The sequence below is a fragment of the Prevotella sp. AM34-19LB genome (genome assembly GCF_003468525.1).
GTDB lineage: Bacteria > Bacteroidota > Bacteroidia > Bacteroidales > Bacteroidaceae > Prevotella.
Genome location: NZ_QSIG01000018.1, coordinates 17,992 through 33,494, shown reverse-complemented (window position 1 = coordinate 33,494; position 15,503 = coordinate 17,992). Strand labels below are relative to the sequence as shown.

Annotated in this window: 9 protein-coding genes and 4 pseudogenes; 4 read left to right on the top strand and 9 right to left on the bottom strand. The window is 45.3% G+C overall.

Features of this window, described 5'->3' with window-relative positions; translation table 11 throughout:
• Positions 1-5: 5 nt before the first annotated feature.
• The 5 genes and pseudogenes from DW830_RS07330 to DW830_RS07305 all read right to left on the bottom strand — a co-directional run bounded on the left by DW830_RS07330 (position 6) and on the right by DW830_RS07305 (position 5,339).
• Positions 6-1,127 (bottom strand): tetratricopeptide repeat protein, encoded by a 1,122-nt coding sequence (locus DW830_RS07330; RefSeq protein ID WP_119249422.1) that lies wholly within the window; start codon positions 1,125-1,127, stop codon positions 6-8.
• 58 nt (positions 1,128-1,185) lie between these two features.
• Positions 1,186-2,021 (bottom strand): annotated as a pseudogene (locus tag DW830_RS07320) (GLPGLI family protein).
• A 191-nt stretch (positions 2,022-2,212) separates the two neighbouring features.
• Entirely contained in the window at positions 2,213-3,841 is a 1,629-nt protein-coding gene (locus DW830_RS07315) for a hypothetical protein (RefSeq protein ID WP_119249419.1), read from the bottom strand.
• Positions 3,842-3,855: 14 nt separating this feature from the next.
• The gene (locus DW830_RS07310; RefSeq protein WP_119249418.1) at positions 3,856-5,004 is read right to left on the bottom strand and encodes a type II toxin-antitoxin system HipA family toxin; all 1,149 of its coding nucleotides are present in this window, start codon (positions 5,002-5,004) and stop codon (positions 3,856-3,858) included.
• Positions 5,001-5,339, bottom strand: a complete 339-nt coding sequence (locus DW830_RS07305) for a helix-turn-helix domain-containing protein (protein ID WP_119249417.1) — start codon at positions 5,337-5,339, stop codon at positions 5,001-5,003. The genes DW830_RS07310 and DW830_RS07305 overlap by 4 nt, the downstream gene beginning before the upstream one ends.
• Before the next feature lie 225 nt (positions 5,340-5,564).
• On the opposite strand from DW830_RS07305, the gene gpmI reads away from it, so the two are divergent.
• From gpmI to DW830_RS07290, 3 genes and pseudogenes are all read left to right on the top strand, one after another.
• Positions 5,565-7,082: a 2,3-bisphosphoglycerate-independent phosphoglycerate mutase gene (gene gpmI / locus DW830_RS07300; protein WP_118079656.1), complete on the top strand. Its 1,518-nt coding sequence runs from the start codon at positions 5,565-5,567 to the stop codon at positions 7,080-7,082.
• Between the two features lie 57 nt (positions 7,083-7,139).
• Positions 7,140-7,804, top strand: a pseudogene (locus DW830_RS07295) (uracil-DNA glycosylase).
• Positions 7,805-7,895: 91 nt separating this feature from the next.
• A pseudogene (locus DW830_RS07290) lies at positions 7,896-8,560 on the top strand (DUF3109 family protein).
• 1 nt (position 8,561) lies between these two features.
• Here DW830_RS07290 and DW830_RS07285 read toward each other — a convergent pair.
• The 4 genes and pseudogenes from DW830_RS07285 to rpsT form a co-directional block, all read right to left on the bottom strand.
• On the bottom strand, positions 8,562-9,485 hold the full coding sequence (locus tag DW830_RS07285) for a hypothetical protein (protein WP_119249416.1): 924 nt from the start codon (positions 9,483-9,485) through the stop codon (positions 8,562-8,564).
• A 100-nt stretch (positions 9,486-9,585) separates the two neighbouring features.
• Entirely contained in the window at positions 9,586-11,961 is a 2,376-nt protein-coding gene (locus tag DW830_RS07280) for a glycosyl hydrolase family 95 catalytic domain-containing protein (RefSeq protein WP_119249415.1), read from the bottom strand.
• Positions 11,962-12,077: 116 nt separating this feature from the next.
• Positions 12,078-14,047 (bottom strand): annotated as a pseudogene (gene gyrB, locus DW830_RS07275) (DNA topoisomerase (ATP-hydrolyzing) subunit B).
• A gap of 200 nt (positions 14,048-14,247) precedes the next feature.
• A complete protein-coding gene (rpsT, locus tag DW830_RS07270) occupies positions 14,248-14,502 on the bottom strand; it encodes a 30S ribosomal protein S20 (protein WP_089544091.1) in 255 nt (84 codons plus the stop codon).
• Positions 14,503-14,734: 232 nt separating this feature from the next.
• On the opposite strand from rpsT, the gene recO reads away from it, so the two are divergent.
• Complete coding sequence (gene recO, locus DW830_RS07265; protein WP_119249442.1) at positions 14,735-15,460, top strand: DNA repair protein RecO; 726 nt, start codon at positions 14,735-14,737, stop codon at positions 15,458-15,460.
• Positions 15,461-15,503: the final 43 nt, after the last annotated feature.

Sequence of the window (15,503 nt, the reverse complement as noted above, 5' to 3'; positions counted from 1 at the left end):
TTTTTCTATTTATCTGTTTGCAAACCTTTTAGTTGCTCCTTTACTTTCGCTGTAAGTTTAGCTTTTTCCTTTTCATCCTTCAACTTATCAGCTTTTGCCAAGAACATCTGGAGATAGAGTTTTGCCTGTGGCTTCATCTTGGCTCCGATATACATTTGCGCAGCATTATAATAGTTGTGAGGATCGTCCTCGTCATCATATTCGATGCACTGGGCGAAGGCATGACCTGCATTCTCGTATTCCGATTTATTGTAATAAAGCTCAGCAAGTTGCTGGTTTACATATAGTCCACGACTGCGAGGGTAAGCCACGGTTATAGACCGTTCTAGGTTGATGATGGCGTGTCTTGCCAGGGTTTCCTTTTCCACGATATTCTTAGTTTGTTCGGAAATCTTTTTGCAAGTTATGCCCAAGTAGAAGAGACAGTTCATATTTGGGTTGTCTTTCTTTATCTCTGCCGCCTTGTTCAGATAGGTATAGGCTTCTCGGTACTTTTCCAAGTTATAATAGCACAATCCTATGACGAGGTTAGACTCAAAATTGTCGAATCCATCGGCTATAAGCTTCTTGTATCTAGGGATGGCTTGCTCGTATCTAAGCTGTAAATAGAGTGAATAGGCAAGCTCCTTGTTGATGAGTATATTCGTGGAGTCACGTTTTTCTACATACGACAAGGCGAAAGCTGAAACCATTTCTGGCTTCCCATGGTTGTTCCATTGCTGAAGTAGGGTGGCAAATACCTCCCCGTCGTATGGGTATTTGCGATAGATAGTCATGCCATATAATTCTACCTTTTTTTTATCACCAAGATTAAGATAGGAATAGAACATCATGCGCAAGTCTTCATGGTTGAGACTGTCGTTAGGAATGCTATCCATGCAAGAGATGCACTTCTTGTTGTCGCCACGAAGACGATAGCAAGAAGCGAGCTTTCTGAGAACATTCAAATCGTGTGGATGCTCATTGATATATTGCTGGTAATAGGTGATGGCATGGTACGAGTCATGCTCGTTCATGCAACTGTCGCCCTGCAGTATCAAGTGTTGGATGGGAGTCTGCTCTTTTTGGGCTGATATTCCGATGATTCCAAGGAATACCAAACAGATGATGAATAAATATCTTTTCATGCTTATATTGTTCGTTTGTTGTTATGATGTAGAATACGATCAGTTAATCGAGCTGGAGTTACTCCAGTTCGATAGGGTTGCCCTTGTTGCTTCGGTTTAGAGCCTTGATGGCACCTTCGGGTAATTTCTTAAACGTAAATCCAGTTTTTCTCGCTGTTGCTTTGAGAGCTTCTGCGCCATCAAATTTATGCTTAGCCTCTCTTAACTCTTTCTGTGTTACTTTCTCTCTTGCCTTTTCCGTGAAAGTTATGCTTTCGGTCCCATTCATTGTGCTCATACCGATAGCATTGAATATGTATTGTTTGTTCTGGTCGTAAGCAAGTAGAACAAGACCAGGCAGTCCGGAAATTTTCCAAGGTCCTCGCTTATAGGTATGTCTTCTGAGTACCAGGCATACCAGGTTCTGCCTTTGAAGAGTGCTTTTGCCAACAGGCATTTATAGCCAATGATGGTAGTTGTGCTATCTGGGATAAGCTGCCAGTTTGGCACCTCTAATTGTTCTGTACATTGGTAATAGTTACCAAGGACTTTATCCAGTAAAGTGGTTTGCCCCTTTGATGGATAGTTCTTGTAGAATTCCCAATGGATTCTGCCACCTCTAGGAATTTTACTCATGTCATATTGCCCCGTCTTAGCTTGTTCATCCATGATAGAATCGGATATTTGCTTGGTTCTATCATAGAAATGAGTAGTCTTGCTACCGATGTCAAGTCGCATTTCGCTCTCCCAATAGTTGTAGGGAACTGTTGTGGTATCTGGTACCATCTTCCCATTGTAGGTGATGCGATAGTTTACCTTGTCAATATTGACCACTTTCTCATTTTTGTTGCCTTTCTGAGCATTCAAGCTGCATACTGTGAGTATGGCTGCTAATAATAATATTATTCTTCTCATAGTCGTTTGATGTTTAGAATTTCGGATGCAAAGGTACAACAAATGATAGAGATAGCCAAATCGGAATTACATATCAGTTAGTATAGATGTGTTGATAACGAGTGAGTTACGATAAGAAAAAACTTAAAATATAAGCTTTTTGTAATGCTTCGAAAACTTAATGGAGCATAGCGAAAAAATTATGGGAGAGCTTATCTGATGATGTCGTCGAACGACTCTGCTCCAGTGTCACTCTTGATTCTCGACTTTCTTACCCTGATATTCGAGAGAGAGTATTGCAATATTTGCATTACTTCCTCATCGCTCTTACCGATATGGTAGAGGATGCAGAAGAGGCTTTGCGATGGATTCAAGTCGTAGTTTTCCAATCGTTCGCTATACTTCTCGTCTATCACCTTGAAGCTGGCGAGAAGTTGTCGGATGCCTTGTTTACCTATCTGGCTGATGTTTTGATTTTGTATCGTCATCGAATAATACACCAAGCCTTGGCTGATGTCTGTGAGCTCGGTAATTTGAGTCTTGTATTCTTCGATGTCCTTGTCACGGCGTTTCAGTTTGCGAAGCTGGGTGGTTATTTCGTGGTTTAATCGTTCGCATTGCTCCGATAACGAAGAGTTCTCCACATCTTTTAACTGGTGCAGTGACTCATGCAAGTTTTTAATAGTTTGGTGAGCCTTTCGGATTCTGGAAATGGAGAGGTAAGTCATCGTCAGGAGAATGATGAGCACGATGATGATTCCTACAAATATATAGGTCTTAACCTTTTCATAGCGATAACGGGTGTTACCACCCTCGTACATCAGTTTTACTTGATTTTCCTTTTCTGAGTTTTGGTCTTTGGCAAGCAAAGGCGCTTCTTGTCGTAATTCGTGGGCAATACGGTTTGCCATGAGTGTATCTCCTTTTTGTAGGGAGAGAAAATATAAGGGGAGATAATACTTGTATCCTAAAGCAAAGGAATAGGATCCCCATGGCTGCATGTATTCTTGATTTATGTTATATTCTTCTTTGATATGCTGCATGGCGAAGGCATGGGTTTCCTTGCTGTTTCTTGTGAGCAAGCGATAGAAATCAATGTTGTTGTCGTATTTTACCCCGAAATTGTCTTGCGCTTTCTTTGCATAGCTTATCAAGATGGAATCAGGCACATTGCCCCTGTCCATCAAGGCTTGGAAGTAATGATAGTACATGGGTCCCAAGGTGCTGTCCTTGTTCTCTTTGATTTGATTGGCAACTTCGAAAGCTTGGTCGGCAAGTTCCTGATCTTGGTTGTTGATGCTACGATAGAGTAGTGCCCAGGCACGGTAGCGGATATTGTAGGTTTGGCGAGCCTCGTCTTCTAACTCTACGGTGTAAATGTTTTGGTGGGTAATGCGACACAATATGTCGTACATATCCAGCTTCTCCTTTTCTCTCATGTTGCAATCGTAGGCGATGGCCTGTGAGAACCATTTGATGGCTTTTGCGGTATCTCGATAGTTGTTGAGTATCGAGGCTCCCTTATAATATAAGGAACGTGCAAGAAGGGGCTCATCCTTTTCGTTCACGAAGATGTTGATGGCATCGTCTATGTCGTTTTCTTTATAGATGTAACCATTGAGTTGATACTCTATCTTGGCTGTTAAGAGCTTATAGTAGCCTTTGTTGTCGTTGCTGTCAGCACGAGAGAGGAATACCTTGGCTTGTGCTGGGTATTCGTCGGCAAGATCGTCTATCTCAGGGAAGGATAGGCGATATCCTGAGTCCATGCAACTGGCGAGAATGGTTAGCTGCATGATAGTGAACAGAAATATGATGATTTTCTTGCTTGTATAAATCATATTGTTATCGTCATTTACATTTGTTGTTTCAGAAATCTTTTGCAAAAGTCCAATATATTCTCACCAGACTTAACCTGTAATGATATCTCTTCGTAGATTTCGCGGCATCTCTTTTCCTTCATTTTATTCTTTACGCCAACGGCTATCATATCCTCTACGGTCGGATGCCCAGTTCCATTTACAGATGTTGCGTGTTCACCATTATATCCCTCGGTGCAATGGGTGAGGTCGTAGGCAGGAGCTAAATGCCAGTGCCATTTGCCATCGCTCTCTTTCTGAACCAAAAAAGAGAAGTTCTTGCAGTGGTCGTCCTTGTTGTCCATTATATAATTAAAAACCATGCGGCGGAACATCTCTTCCACATCCTCTTGGCTCTGAGTAAGATAACCTGTAAGCGCCAAAAGGTTGAGATAATCGAGAATGGGGTTGGAAAGGGAAACGTTGAGCAAGGCTCCAGCTGTGGCTACGTGAATGCGTTCGCCTGTTGGAGAAATGTCGAAGCGACGGCAGGCAAAATACTTGTCGTTTACCAGTTTGAAGTCGGGTACTTGGATACCACATTGCTTGGCTATCTCATTATAATGATACTCTTGCTTTCCCATATCTTGTGGGTCATAGGTATGGCGAAACTTGACCAACCAATGACCATCCTCATTTGTGAAAATGGCTTTTGGGCGACAACCGCCACTATTACCACTATTATATAATAATAATCCTGCGTCATTATCCTGTTGCTCCTTCAATACTTCCAAGGCTTTGGCTTGTAAAAGGTCAAAGTCATCAATCTCGTGTCCAGTCTGGATAGAAGTTATAGGTTCGTAGGTCAATGCGCCCATACCTCCATTGCCCACGATGCTCAGTCGGTCGAGAGCAGATAGCTCAAAGTCGTTGATACCCTCTTTTAGCAAGGCTTTATGCAATAGGTATCTACCATATCCATCGGGTAGACTGTCTTCGAAGATGCCAAAGTTCCCGTTGAAAGGGGTGGCTTTGGCAATGAAAAGACCAGGCTTCAGTGGCAATTCCAGCGGAGATATACTAAAGCCAGATGCCAACCACTGATTGTCATATTCGAATGTGCATACCTTTCCATCGGCACTCAATGACAGTGTGCCGACTTTCTCCTGGTGATATTTCACGGCTAAAGATTCTATATGTTTCATTGTCTGTAAGCCTTTTTCTTGTTAGCGTTTCTTTTTATCTGTTGCAACTCCTCCATGGTGGAGTACTTGGGTTGCGAGAAGACGTTCTTGATTTCTGAGGTGTATTCCAAAGCTATGGCGATACCTATCAGATTTTTGAGGGAGATGAGGCCCTTTTGTTCGAATCTGGTGATGTTGCTGACGGCAACGCCAGACTTGTCTGCCACTTGCTCACGTGTCAGATTCTTCTCTATTCTTCGTTTTCTGAAGTCTTTTGCCATCTCCTTTGCAATCTCATCAGGATTGTCGTGGAGGTAGTTATCTAATATTGCTAATATATTATTCGTTTCTTGCATAATCGTTGGGATAATAATAAGATATTATCAGTTGCAAAGATACAAAAAATAATGTTATGTTCCAAATAAAAATGAACTAAAAAGTCAAAATCCCTTATAACCTTGTCTCCATATATTTTTTTTGTTGAAAGAAGGGAGTTTTTTTATCTTAATTTATTTTGTCCTTCACCTATTTTGTTGTAACTTTGCAGGCAGAAATTCGAATTTAAATTATTTTATGTAATTATGGCAAAAAAAGCTCTTTTAATGATTCTCGACGGATGGGGAATCGGTAAGCATGATAAGGGTGATGTTATCTTCAAAACTCCAACTCCTTATCTCGATTATTTGACAGCAGTTTCAGCACATTCTACTCTCCAGACTTGTGGCGAGGACGTAGGTCTTCCTAACGGTCAGATGGGTAACTCTGAGGTAGGTCACCTCAACATCGGTGCTGGTCGTGTGGTATATCAGGACCTCGTTAAGATTAACAAGGCTTGCGAGAGCGGTGATATCTTGAAGAATCAGGAAATCATCAACGCTTACAGCTATGCTCAGAAGACTGGTAAGAAACTCCATTTGATGGGCTTGACTTCTACCGGTGGTGTTCACTCTTCTTTGGATCACCTCTTCAAGTTGATTGAGATCGGTAAGGAATATGGTTTGAAGGAGACATACGTTCACTGCTTCATGGATGGCCGTGATACAGACCCTAAGAGCGGTAAGGGCTTCATTGAGGAGGTTCAGGCTTGCTGCGACAAGAACGGTGCACACATCGCAAGCATCGTAGGTCGTTTCTATGCTATGGACCGTGACAAGCGCTGGAACCGTGTAAAGGAAGCATACGACTTGCTCGTTGAGGGTAAGGGTAAGCAGGCTGACGATATGGTGAAGGCAATGCAGGAGAGCTATGATGAGGACGTAACTGACGAGTTCATCAAGCCAATCAATAACTCTAAGGTTGACGGTACTATCCAGGAGGGTGATGTTGTTATCTTCATCAACTACCGTAACGACCGTGCCAAGGAGTTGACACAGGTATTGACTCAGCAGGATATGCCAGAGGAAGGCATGCACACCATCAAGGACTTGCAGTACTACTGCATGACTCCATACGATGCAAGCTTCCAGGGCGTTCACATCCTCTTCCCTAAGGAGAACGTAATGAACACTCTCGGCGAGTACTTGAGCGCACAGGGCAAGAAGCAGCTCCACACTGCAGAGACAGAGAAGTATGCTCACGTAACATTCTTCTTCAATGGTGGTCGTGAGACTCCATACGAGGGCGAGGACCGTATCCTGGTTCCTTCTCCAAAGGTAGCTACATACGACCTGAAGCCAGAGATGAGCGCTTACGAGGTAAAGGATAAGTTGGTTGGTGCTATCAACACTCAGGAGTACGACTTCATCGTAGTTAACTTCGCTAATGGTGATATGGTAGGTCACACTGGTATCTACAACGCTATCGCTAAGGCTGTTCACGCTGTTGACAACTGCGTAAAGGACGTTATCGAGGCTGCCAAGGCTAACGATTATGAGGCTATCATCATCGCTGACCACGGTAATGCAGACCACGCTATCAACGAGGACGGTACACCAAACACCGCTCACTCTTTGAACCCAGTTCCATTCATCTATGTAACTGACAACAACTCAGCTACCGTGAAGGATGGCCGTTTGGCAGATGTTGCTCCTTCTATCCTCCACATCATGGGCTTGGAGCAGCCAGCTGATATGACAGGTGAGAACTTGATTATTGACTAATAATAATTTCGGAAGTCAAGGCTTTTTGGAGCCTTGACTTCTTTAACTTAAAATATTATGGACGTAAAGATAGAAGAAAGTTGGAGACAGCATATAGGTGATGAGTTCAACAAGCAGTATTTTGTTGACCTCACAAACTTCGTAAAAGAGGAATACCTGCGTACGCCTTGTTATCCTCCGGGCCGTTTGATTTTCAATGCCTTCAATCTCTGTCCTTTTGATGATGTAAAGGTAGTGATTATCGGACAGGATCCCTATCATGAGCCTGGTCAGGCGATGGGATTGAGTTTCTCTGTGCCTACTGGTATTGCTTTCCCCCCATCACTCATCAACATTTTCAAGGAAATCCAGATGGATCTCGGCACTCCGATGCCAGCCACGGGCGATTTAACCCGCTGGGCTAAACAGGGAGTACTGCTTCTCAATGCCACGCTTACTGTTCGTGCCCATCAGGCAGCGAGCCATCAGCGCAAAGGCTGGGAGCAATTCACTGATGCAGCTATCCAGGCGCTCAGCAGGATAAGGAACATCTGGTGTTTATCCTCTGGGGCGGTTATGCCCGAAGCAAGGCGAAACTCATCGACACGAGCAAGCACCTGATATTGGAAAGTGTGCATCCTTCGCCATTATCTGCCAACCGTGGCGGATGGTTTGGCAATCATCATTTCTCCCGCTGCAATGCGTATCTGCAGCAGAATGGTATTTCGCCTATCCAATGGTAGGTACACCTATTAATATATAGCTATCCACTCATGGGTAGCTATCATTATTTTTATTATACACTCAAAGAAATTTATTCATCTCAAAAACATTATGAAGAAAGACGAACTGCGTATTCTGCAGGTGGGCAACGTATTGGTTTCACCTGATATCATCACCGAAAAATTCTGTTGCGACCTTGATGCCTGCAAGGGTGAATGCTGCATCGAAGGCGATGCGGGTGCTCCTGTTACCCTGGATGAAATCATGGCGATAGAGGATGCGCTCGATGTGGTTTGGGATGATCTCTCGGCTTCTGCTCAGGCTATCATCGACAAGCAGGGCGTGGCTTATACGGATATCGAAGGCGATTTGGTAACGAGTATCGTGAATGGTAAGGATTGTGTGTTTACCTGCTATCAGGACTTGAAAGACTTGGGCGATGGACATACCATTCCGAATTGCTGTCTTTGTGCCTTGGAGCGTGCTTATCGCGAAGGCAAGTCGAAGTTCAAGAAGCCTATCTCCTGTGCCTTGTATCCGATCCGTGCCAAGGATTTCGGTAACGAAGTGTATGGCATCAACTATAACAAATGGCGCATCTGCAAGGATGCCATCAAGAAGGGTGAAGAGTTGAATCTTCCGGTTTATAAGTTCCTGGAAGGTCCGCTGATTGAGAAGTTCGGTAAGGATGGTATGATGAGCTTTGCGAAGTGGCAGAGCAGTTACTTGCGACTTGGAAGATTAATAAAAAAAAGAGATTTCGAAAAGCTTGGTAGCTTATTCCGAAATCTCTAATCCTTCAATATCCACGATATCACTTTCCTTGAATCTTCCTTTCCAGGTAAGAGTGTATATCTTTTGCTTGCTGAATTTAAATCGGCAGAATGCCTGCTCATCCAGTTCTCCGTTGCAGATGTACAGGAAATCATTGATCTTTAATCTGGTTCCTTTGCCGGCTCCTCGCAGCGTAAGGCGGATGGTGCCATAGAAAGGTCTGCCAAAGTCGATGTTGTAACCGGTGGAGTCTCTGTATGTACAGGCTGGTTTCAATATCTTGTAGAGCTTGTTCTCGTCCTTGATAACCTTCTTGTCGCCGAAGGCTTTATAATTCATAACATAGGCAGAATCCTGTCTATATTCGTCTGTGATGACGCAACCGGTAGGGTGAATCCATCCGTAAGGGTGATATTCCTCAGATTTCCAAGCCTGCGTATTGGTGTGGGCATGGAAGCGTTCGCCTTCTCCATTGCTGCATTCCTTGAGTTGTCGACAGAGCCATTTACCGTCTGCTTTCTGATAGAAAGGAATGCTGTCCCGCTGCCATCCGTAGAATTCCAGCGAGAGTTGCTTGCCGTAGCTAGGCTTGCCTTGTGGGGCGTACCATACTGCAATCACATTTTCGCCATTTTTGAGGAAGCGGGTTACGTCGATGGTTCGGTTCAGAAGAATGCTGTCCTTGATACCATCGAATTTCAGGCTTCCCGTTACGTTTCTCTCATTGATATAGAGTTTGTAGTTGCCAGTGCTTGCTATATTCATAAAGGCCTGGGTGGGGCGCTCGTCCATGATATAACTTTGGCGGAACCATACCTCAGAAGAATCGTTGGGCAGGGGATAGGATATCCAGTGGGTACCGAACTCCTGTGCATGGGAGCTCAGTACCCAAAGTATAGAAATGATGAGAGTTGTTATGTATCTCATTGGATTACTTTTGTCCTTTTCTTTAATGTTTTGTCTTTTACTCTAATAGATAACTATAGTCTTTTACTCTATAGATATAGATAAGATCGATATGGATCTTTTATCTGATGGTCTTTGTTTCTCCAGACTTGAAGGTGAGAACTTTCTGTTTGCCATTGTAGAGAATGGTCAGATTACCCTCGTTCTTGCTGGTGATGGTTGCCTGAGTCAATTTGCCTTTGTTCCATGCGAGTGATACGCCATAGTTACCACGGGCCTTTAGACCTCTTATCTCTCCTGCCTGCCATTCCTGTGGAAGAGCAGGGAGCAAATTCATCGTTTCACCATCGCATTGCATCAGCATCTCGCAAACACCTGCAGTTCCTCCGAAGTTGCCGTCTATCTGAAATGGTGGATGGGCGTCGAAGAGGTTGGGATAGGTACCGCCACTGTGATGCTTGCTGTCCTTGTAAACTTCAGGGCTTACGTAGGTGAGCAATTTGCGGTATATTTGGTAAGCCTTGTCGGCACGATGCAGACGAGCCCAAAGGTTGATTCTCCAGCCTGTGCTCCAACCAGTAGAATTGTCGCCCTTGATTTCCAAAGTCTTGGTTGCGGCTGCTGCAAGCTCGGGTGTCTTTGCTACCGAAATCTGGTGGAAAGGATAGAGACCGAGCAGGTGAGACTGATGGCGGTGATGCCAATCCTGGTCATCCCAATCGTGATACCACTCCATCAGGTTGCCTCGCTTTCCAATGTGGTAAGGACGCAGGCGATTGAGAGCAGCTTGCAACTGCTGCTGGTAATCGCTGTCGATATCCAGGGCTTTCGCTCCCTTGATAGTGTTCTTGAAGAGCTCACGGATGATGGCAAGGTCGGCGGTTCCACCATAGAAACTGCTGCCACGGTATCCCTTATCGGTGATATAGTCTGCCTCTGGCGATGTGCAAGGGGCTGTAATCAGTTCGTTTGGATTGTGTGGATTCGGAATAAGCCACTCCAGCAGGAAATCGGCAGCGCCCTTCATCAAAGGATAGGCTGTATTGCGGAGATATTCCGTATCACGGGTATAGTCGTAGTGATCCCAGAGGGTTTCTACAAGCCAGGCTCCACCCATTGCCCAATTGCTCCATTGTGGGCTCTCGTTTCCGGTTCCCACAGGGTTGCTCATCGCCCACGCATCGGTATTATGTCCGGCACACCATCCCTTATCGATGCCGTAGAAGTGCTGGGCATTGTGGCGACCTGTTACCGACAAGCCTTCTACCAATCCATCTACAGGAGCAACCAGCTCGGAAAGATTGGCAACTTCTGCCGGCCAGTAATTTTCTTCCAGATTGATGTTGATGGTATAGTTGCCACGCCATGGAGAGCGGAGGGCTGGTGCCCAGAGTCCCTGCAGATTGGCTGGTACTCCCTTGGTGCGGCTACTGCTGATGAGCAGGTATCTGCCATATTGGAAGTAGAGCTGTTCCAGATAAGGGTTGCTCTCGTGGTTGTCGCTATAGGCGAACAACTGCTGGTCGGTAGGGCGGGAAGCATCAAACTTGGCACCTTTCAGGTTCAGGCTTACTCTGTCAAAGAGTTTCCTGTAATCAGCGATATGACGCTGCTTGAATTCATCATAGGTGAAGTTGGCAAGATGCCAGGCATCATCAGATACTCTTTCGATATATGGAGCCCCTTCTTTCACCGGGTGTTTGTCGAAGCCATTGTAGCTTGTCTCGTTGACAAGATAGATGATAGCCTCGCTTACATCTTTTAGATGGAGCACTGAATCGTCAGCCCATACCTGTCCGTCGGTGTTCTTTACCTGAAGCATCGCACAGTAATGCGTACTGTTGGCTTCATCTCCCAGAACATGACCTGTCATGGTGATTTGTCCTCTGGATGCTTTCACCTGATGAGGAATGAGGGAGGTCAGGGATATGTCGCTGTTGATGGCTCTCTTTTGAGAGGCACTCAACTTGATGGCGATCATCTTGTCAGGATGTGAAGCAAAATACTCCTTGGTGTACTGGATGCCATTGCGCTTGAATTGTACTGTAGCAAGGGATTTGTCGAGACTTAACTCACGATAGTAATCAGTAAATTCTCCCAGGTTGCAGTCTATGATATTGATCATGCCCAGCGGTTGGTAGAACTCCGAGTTGTGGCCTTGCACATAGTGCTGCAGGGAATCGACAGTCTTGTAATCTTCCTTAAACAGGGCTTCTCTGATTTTGGGAATCCACTTGTAGGCTTCGCCACCTTCGTCAGGGTTTACAGGAACGCCCGTCCATAGGGTGATGTCATTGAGCTGGATGGAATCATTGTTGGCTCCGCCGTAAACCAGCGCACCCAGTTTGCCATTGCCCAGTGGCAGTGACTCTTCGAAGGCGTATGCAGGCTTGTTGTACCACAACTTGTTGGGTAGGGGAGTTTTACTAACTGTTGCCGCCTGGCAGTTCAAGAACGTTGAGGCAGCTAGCGCAAACGTAAAAAGCAGATGCTTCATAAATTTAGTTTTGTTAGTTGTAAAAAACATGATGCTGGGGTGTCGCTTTTTGAAGGCGGCAACCTAAAAAGGGGAAAGACTCCTGCAGAGTCTGCCCCCAATATATGGTGCTCGCTTTATGCGTCGATATTGGCGTATGTTGCGTTCTGCTCGATGAACTCTCGGCGTGGTTCCACATCGTCGCCCATCAGCATAGAGAAAATCTCGTCAGCCTGAGCTGCATTCTCGATGGTAACCTGCTTGAGCAAGCGTGTTGCTGGGTCCATAGTGGTTTCCCAAAGCTGCTCTGGGTTCATCTCACCCAAACCTTTGTATCGCTGGGTGTGGATATTCTTATCTTCGGTTCCGTCGCCATACTTGTCGATGAAAGCCTGGCGCTGCTGCTCTGTATAGCAATATTCGCTCACCTTGCTGCGGTAAGTACACTTGTAGAGAGGCGGGGTAGCGATGTACAAGTGGCCTTCCTCAATAACCTTTGGCATGAAGCGATAGAACAATGTCATAATCAATGTGTCGATGTGGGAACCATCGACGTCGGCATCGGTCATGATGATAATCTTGTCGTAACGCAGCTTGTCAGTGTTAGCCTCCTTGCTGTCTTCACCATCTACACCGAAGCGAACTCCGATACTCTGGATGATGTTCATGACAGACTCTGCCTCGAATACCTTATGCCACTGAACCTTTTCTACGTTCAGAATCTTACCGCGTAATGGGAGGATAGCCTGACGGAAACGGTCGCGACCCTGCTTGGCTGAGCCACCAGCGGAATCACCCTCGACAAGGAAGATCTCGCATTCCTTAGGATCCTTCATCGAACAGTCTGCAAGCTTACCAGGCAGACCGCCACCTGTCATGAAGTTCTTGCGCTGTACGCTTTCACGTGCCTTGCGGGCAGCGATACGTGCAGTTGCAGCCAATACCACTTTCTCGCAGATACGCTTAGCTTCATCAGGATGCTCCTCCAGGTAATCAGCCAAAGCTTCGTTTACTGCCTGCTGAACGGCACCCTGAACCTCGCTGTTGCCCAGCTTGGTCTTGGTCTGTCCCTCAAACTGAGGCTCGGCTACCTTGATAGAGATAACGGCTGTGAGACCCTCACGGAAGTCTTCTGGTGCAATCTCTACCTTTGCCTTCTCTATCTGCTTAGAGATGGTTGGGTCGGCTTCAGCATAAGCCTCAGGGTACGGGTCAACGCCATACGGAAACCTGTCAGGTGAGTACCACCCTCGATGGTGTTGATGTTGTTGACGTATGAGTGGATATTTTCTGAATAGTCTGTGTTGTACATCACGGCAATCTCAATAGGAATACCCTGCTTCTCTGTCTTCAGATAGATAACGTCGTCGAAGAGGTGAGTGCGATGGCGATCCACGTAGCGGACGAATTCCTTCAAGCCGTCCTTGGCATGGAATACCTGCTCCTTGGTCTTGCCTTCCTCGTCTGGGCGCAGATCTTTCAAGGTAATCTTGATACCTGCGTTGAGGAATGCCAACTCGCGCATACGGTTAGCGATGATGTCCCACTTATAGACTGTGTGGGTGAAGATGGTTGGGTCTGGCCAGAACTGCTGGCGTGTACCGCGCTTGTTGGTCTCGCCTACCACCTTGACAGGATAGAGAGGCTTACCCTTCTCATATTCCTGCTGGTAGATTTTGCCGCCACGGAACACCTGTGACAACATATGGGTAGAAAGTGCGTTTACACAACTTACACCCACACCGTGCAAACCACCAGATACCTTGTAGGAACCCTTGTCAAACTTACCACCGGCATGGAGCACGGTCATTACGACTTCGAGGGCTGATTTATGAAGCTTCTCGTGCATATCCACAGGAATACCACGGCCATTGTCTTCTACAGTGATAGAGTTGTCCTCATTGATGGTAACCTCGATGTCGGTACAGTAACCAGCCATCGCCTCGTCGATAGAGTTATCAACGGTCTCGTTTACCAAGTGGTGAAGACCCTTTTCGGAAATGTCTCCAATGTACATTGCCGGACGTTTGCGAACAGCTTCCAAGCCTTCAAGAACCTGGATGTTGCTCGCTGAGTAATTATTTGCGGTGTTTTGATTTTCTGCCATTTTTAGAATTGTCTTATTTCCGTGCAAAGATACAAAAAAAAGCTGAGAAACAGCTAGTTTTCTTTGTGAAAATTAGCGAAAAAGGAGAAAAAAGTAAGGTGGTGATGTGTTGAAGGTCGAAGGGGTATAAAAAGAGTAAGGCTGCAACCCCTTTATGAAGGATAGCAGCCTTATTTATCTCTTTTGCTTTAACTTGGAAGTTAGGCCAACTTAGCGATGTGCTGTGTAAGACCAGACTTCAAGTTTGCAGCCTTGTTCTCGTGAATAACGTTGATCTTAGCCAACTTGTCCAAAAGCTTCTGTACTGTAGGATAGAGCTTTGCAGCCTCCTCCTTGTCAGTCATATTGCGCAACTTGCGAACGGCATTGCGCATAGTCTTTGCATAGTACTTGTTATGCAAAGCCTTCTTCTTGTCCTGACGGATTCTCTTTACTGATGATTTGTGATTTGCCATCTCTATGTTTTATTTTTATATTCTTTATTAATGTTTGTAGTCCCTAGCAGAGTCGAACTGCTCTTTAGAGAATGAAAATCTCTCGTCCTAACCGATAGACGAAGGGACCATTGCTTATTTGCGGGTGCAAAGTTACTACTTTTATTTGAATCTTGCAAATTTTTCCGTGAAAATTTTCGCTAAATGCTTGTTTTTTTGTAATTTTGCCCTGTTTTTTATAATTATAGACAAAATGGAAGTAAAAACTAGAGCTATCGTACTGCAAACCATTAAGTATGGGGATGCACAACTTATCGTGGATTTCTTCACCGAAAAGTTGGGCAGAGTCTCTTTTATGGTCAAAATTCCTAAGTCTTCTAAGGCGAAGATGAAGCGTCAGCTGTTTCAGCCCCTGATGATTCTCAACCTGGAGTTCGATCATCGTCCGAAGGCGAATCTGCAACGGTTGAAGGATGTATCCATTGCTTTGCCTTTTGGAGATCTTCCTTTTTCGCCTTACAAGTTAGCGATGTCTATGTTTCTGGCAGAGCTTTTGGGGCAGGCCACCAGGAACGAGCAGGTGAATGTTCCATTGTTTTCCTTCATCGTGGAGAGTGTGACGTGGCTCGACCAGGCACAGGGTAGTTATGCCAATTTCCATATAGTCTTTATGGTGCGGCTAACCTTCTTTCTCGGATTTTCGCCTAACCTTGAGAGTGGTGTGCATGGCGATTTCTTCGATTTGGAGGAAGGCCGCTTTGTATCCTTCGTGCCTACACACGTACATTATTTAAATAAAGAGGATTCTTTGCGTATGTTGGGGCTGCTTCGCCTGAGCTATGAAACAATGCACCTCTACACAATGTCCCGATTGGATCGAAACCGCTGTGTAGAGGTGATATTGCAATATTATAGGATTCATGTTCCGGGATTCCCGGAACTGAAAAGCTTTTCTGTTCTACAGGAGTTGTTCGCTTAAGGAACGGTTCTCTAGATGAACGGTTTTCTTCTGGATTTGTTCT

What these genes read in the sequence shown, in the direction of transcription:
- DW830_RS07315 (WP_119249419.1), bottom strand. Translation starts at nt 3,841, where the DNA reads ATGATTTATACAAGCAAGAAAATCATCATATTTCTGTTCACTATCATG.
- DW830_RS07310 (WP_119249418.1), bottom strand. Translation starts at nt 5,004, where the DNA reads ATGAAACATATAGAATCTTTAGCCGTGAAATATCACCAGGAGAAAGTC.
- DW830_RS07285 (WP_119249416.1), bottom strand. Translation starts at nt 9,485, where the DNA reads ATGAGATACATAACAACTCTCATCATTTCTATACTTTGGGTACTGAGC.
- rpsT (WP_089544091.1), bottom strand. Translation starts at nt 14,502, where the DNA reads ATGGCAAATCACAAATCATCAGTAAAGAGAATCCGTCAGGACAAGAAG.
- recO (WP_119249442.1), top strand. Translation starts at nt 14,735, where the DNA reads ATGGAAGTAAAAACTAGAGCTATCGTACTGCAAACCATTAAGTATGGG.
- DW830_RS07305 (WP_119249417.1), bottom strand. Translation starts at nt 5,339, where the DNA reads ATGCAAGAAACGAATAATATATTAGCAATATTAGATAACTACCTCCAC.
- DW830_RS07330 (WP_119249422.1), bottom strand. Translation starts at nt 1,127, where the DNA reads ATGAAAAGATATTTATTCATCATCTGTTTGGTATTCCTTGGAATCATC.
- gpmI (WP_118079656.1), top strand. Translation starts at nt 5,565, where the DNA reads ATGGCAAAAAAAGCTCTTTTAATGATTCTCGACGGATGGGGAATCGGT.
- DW830_RS07280 (WP_119249415.1), bottom strand. Translation starts at nt 11,961, where the DNA reads ATGAAGCATCTGCTTTTTACGTTTGCGCTAGCTGCCTCAACGTTCTTG.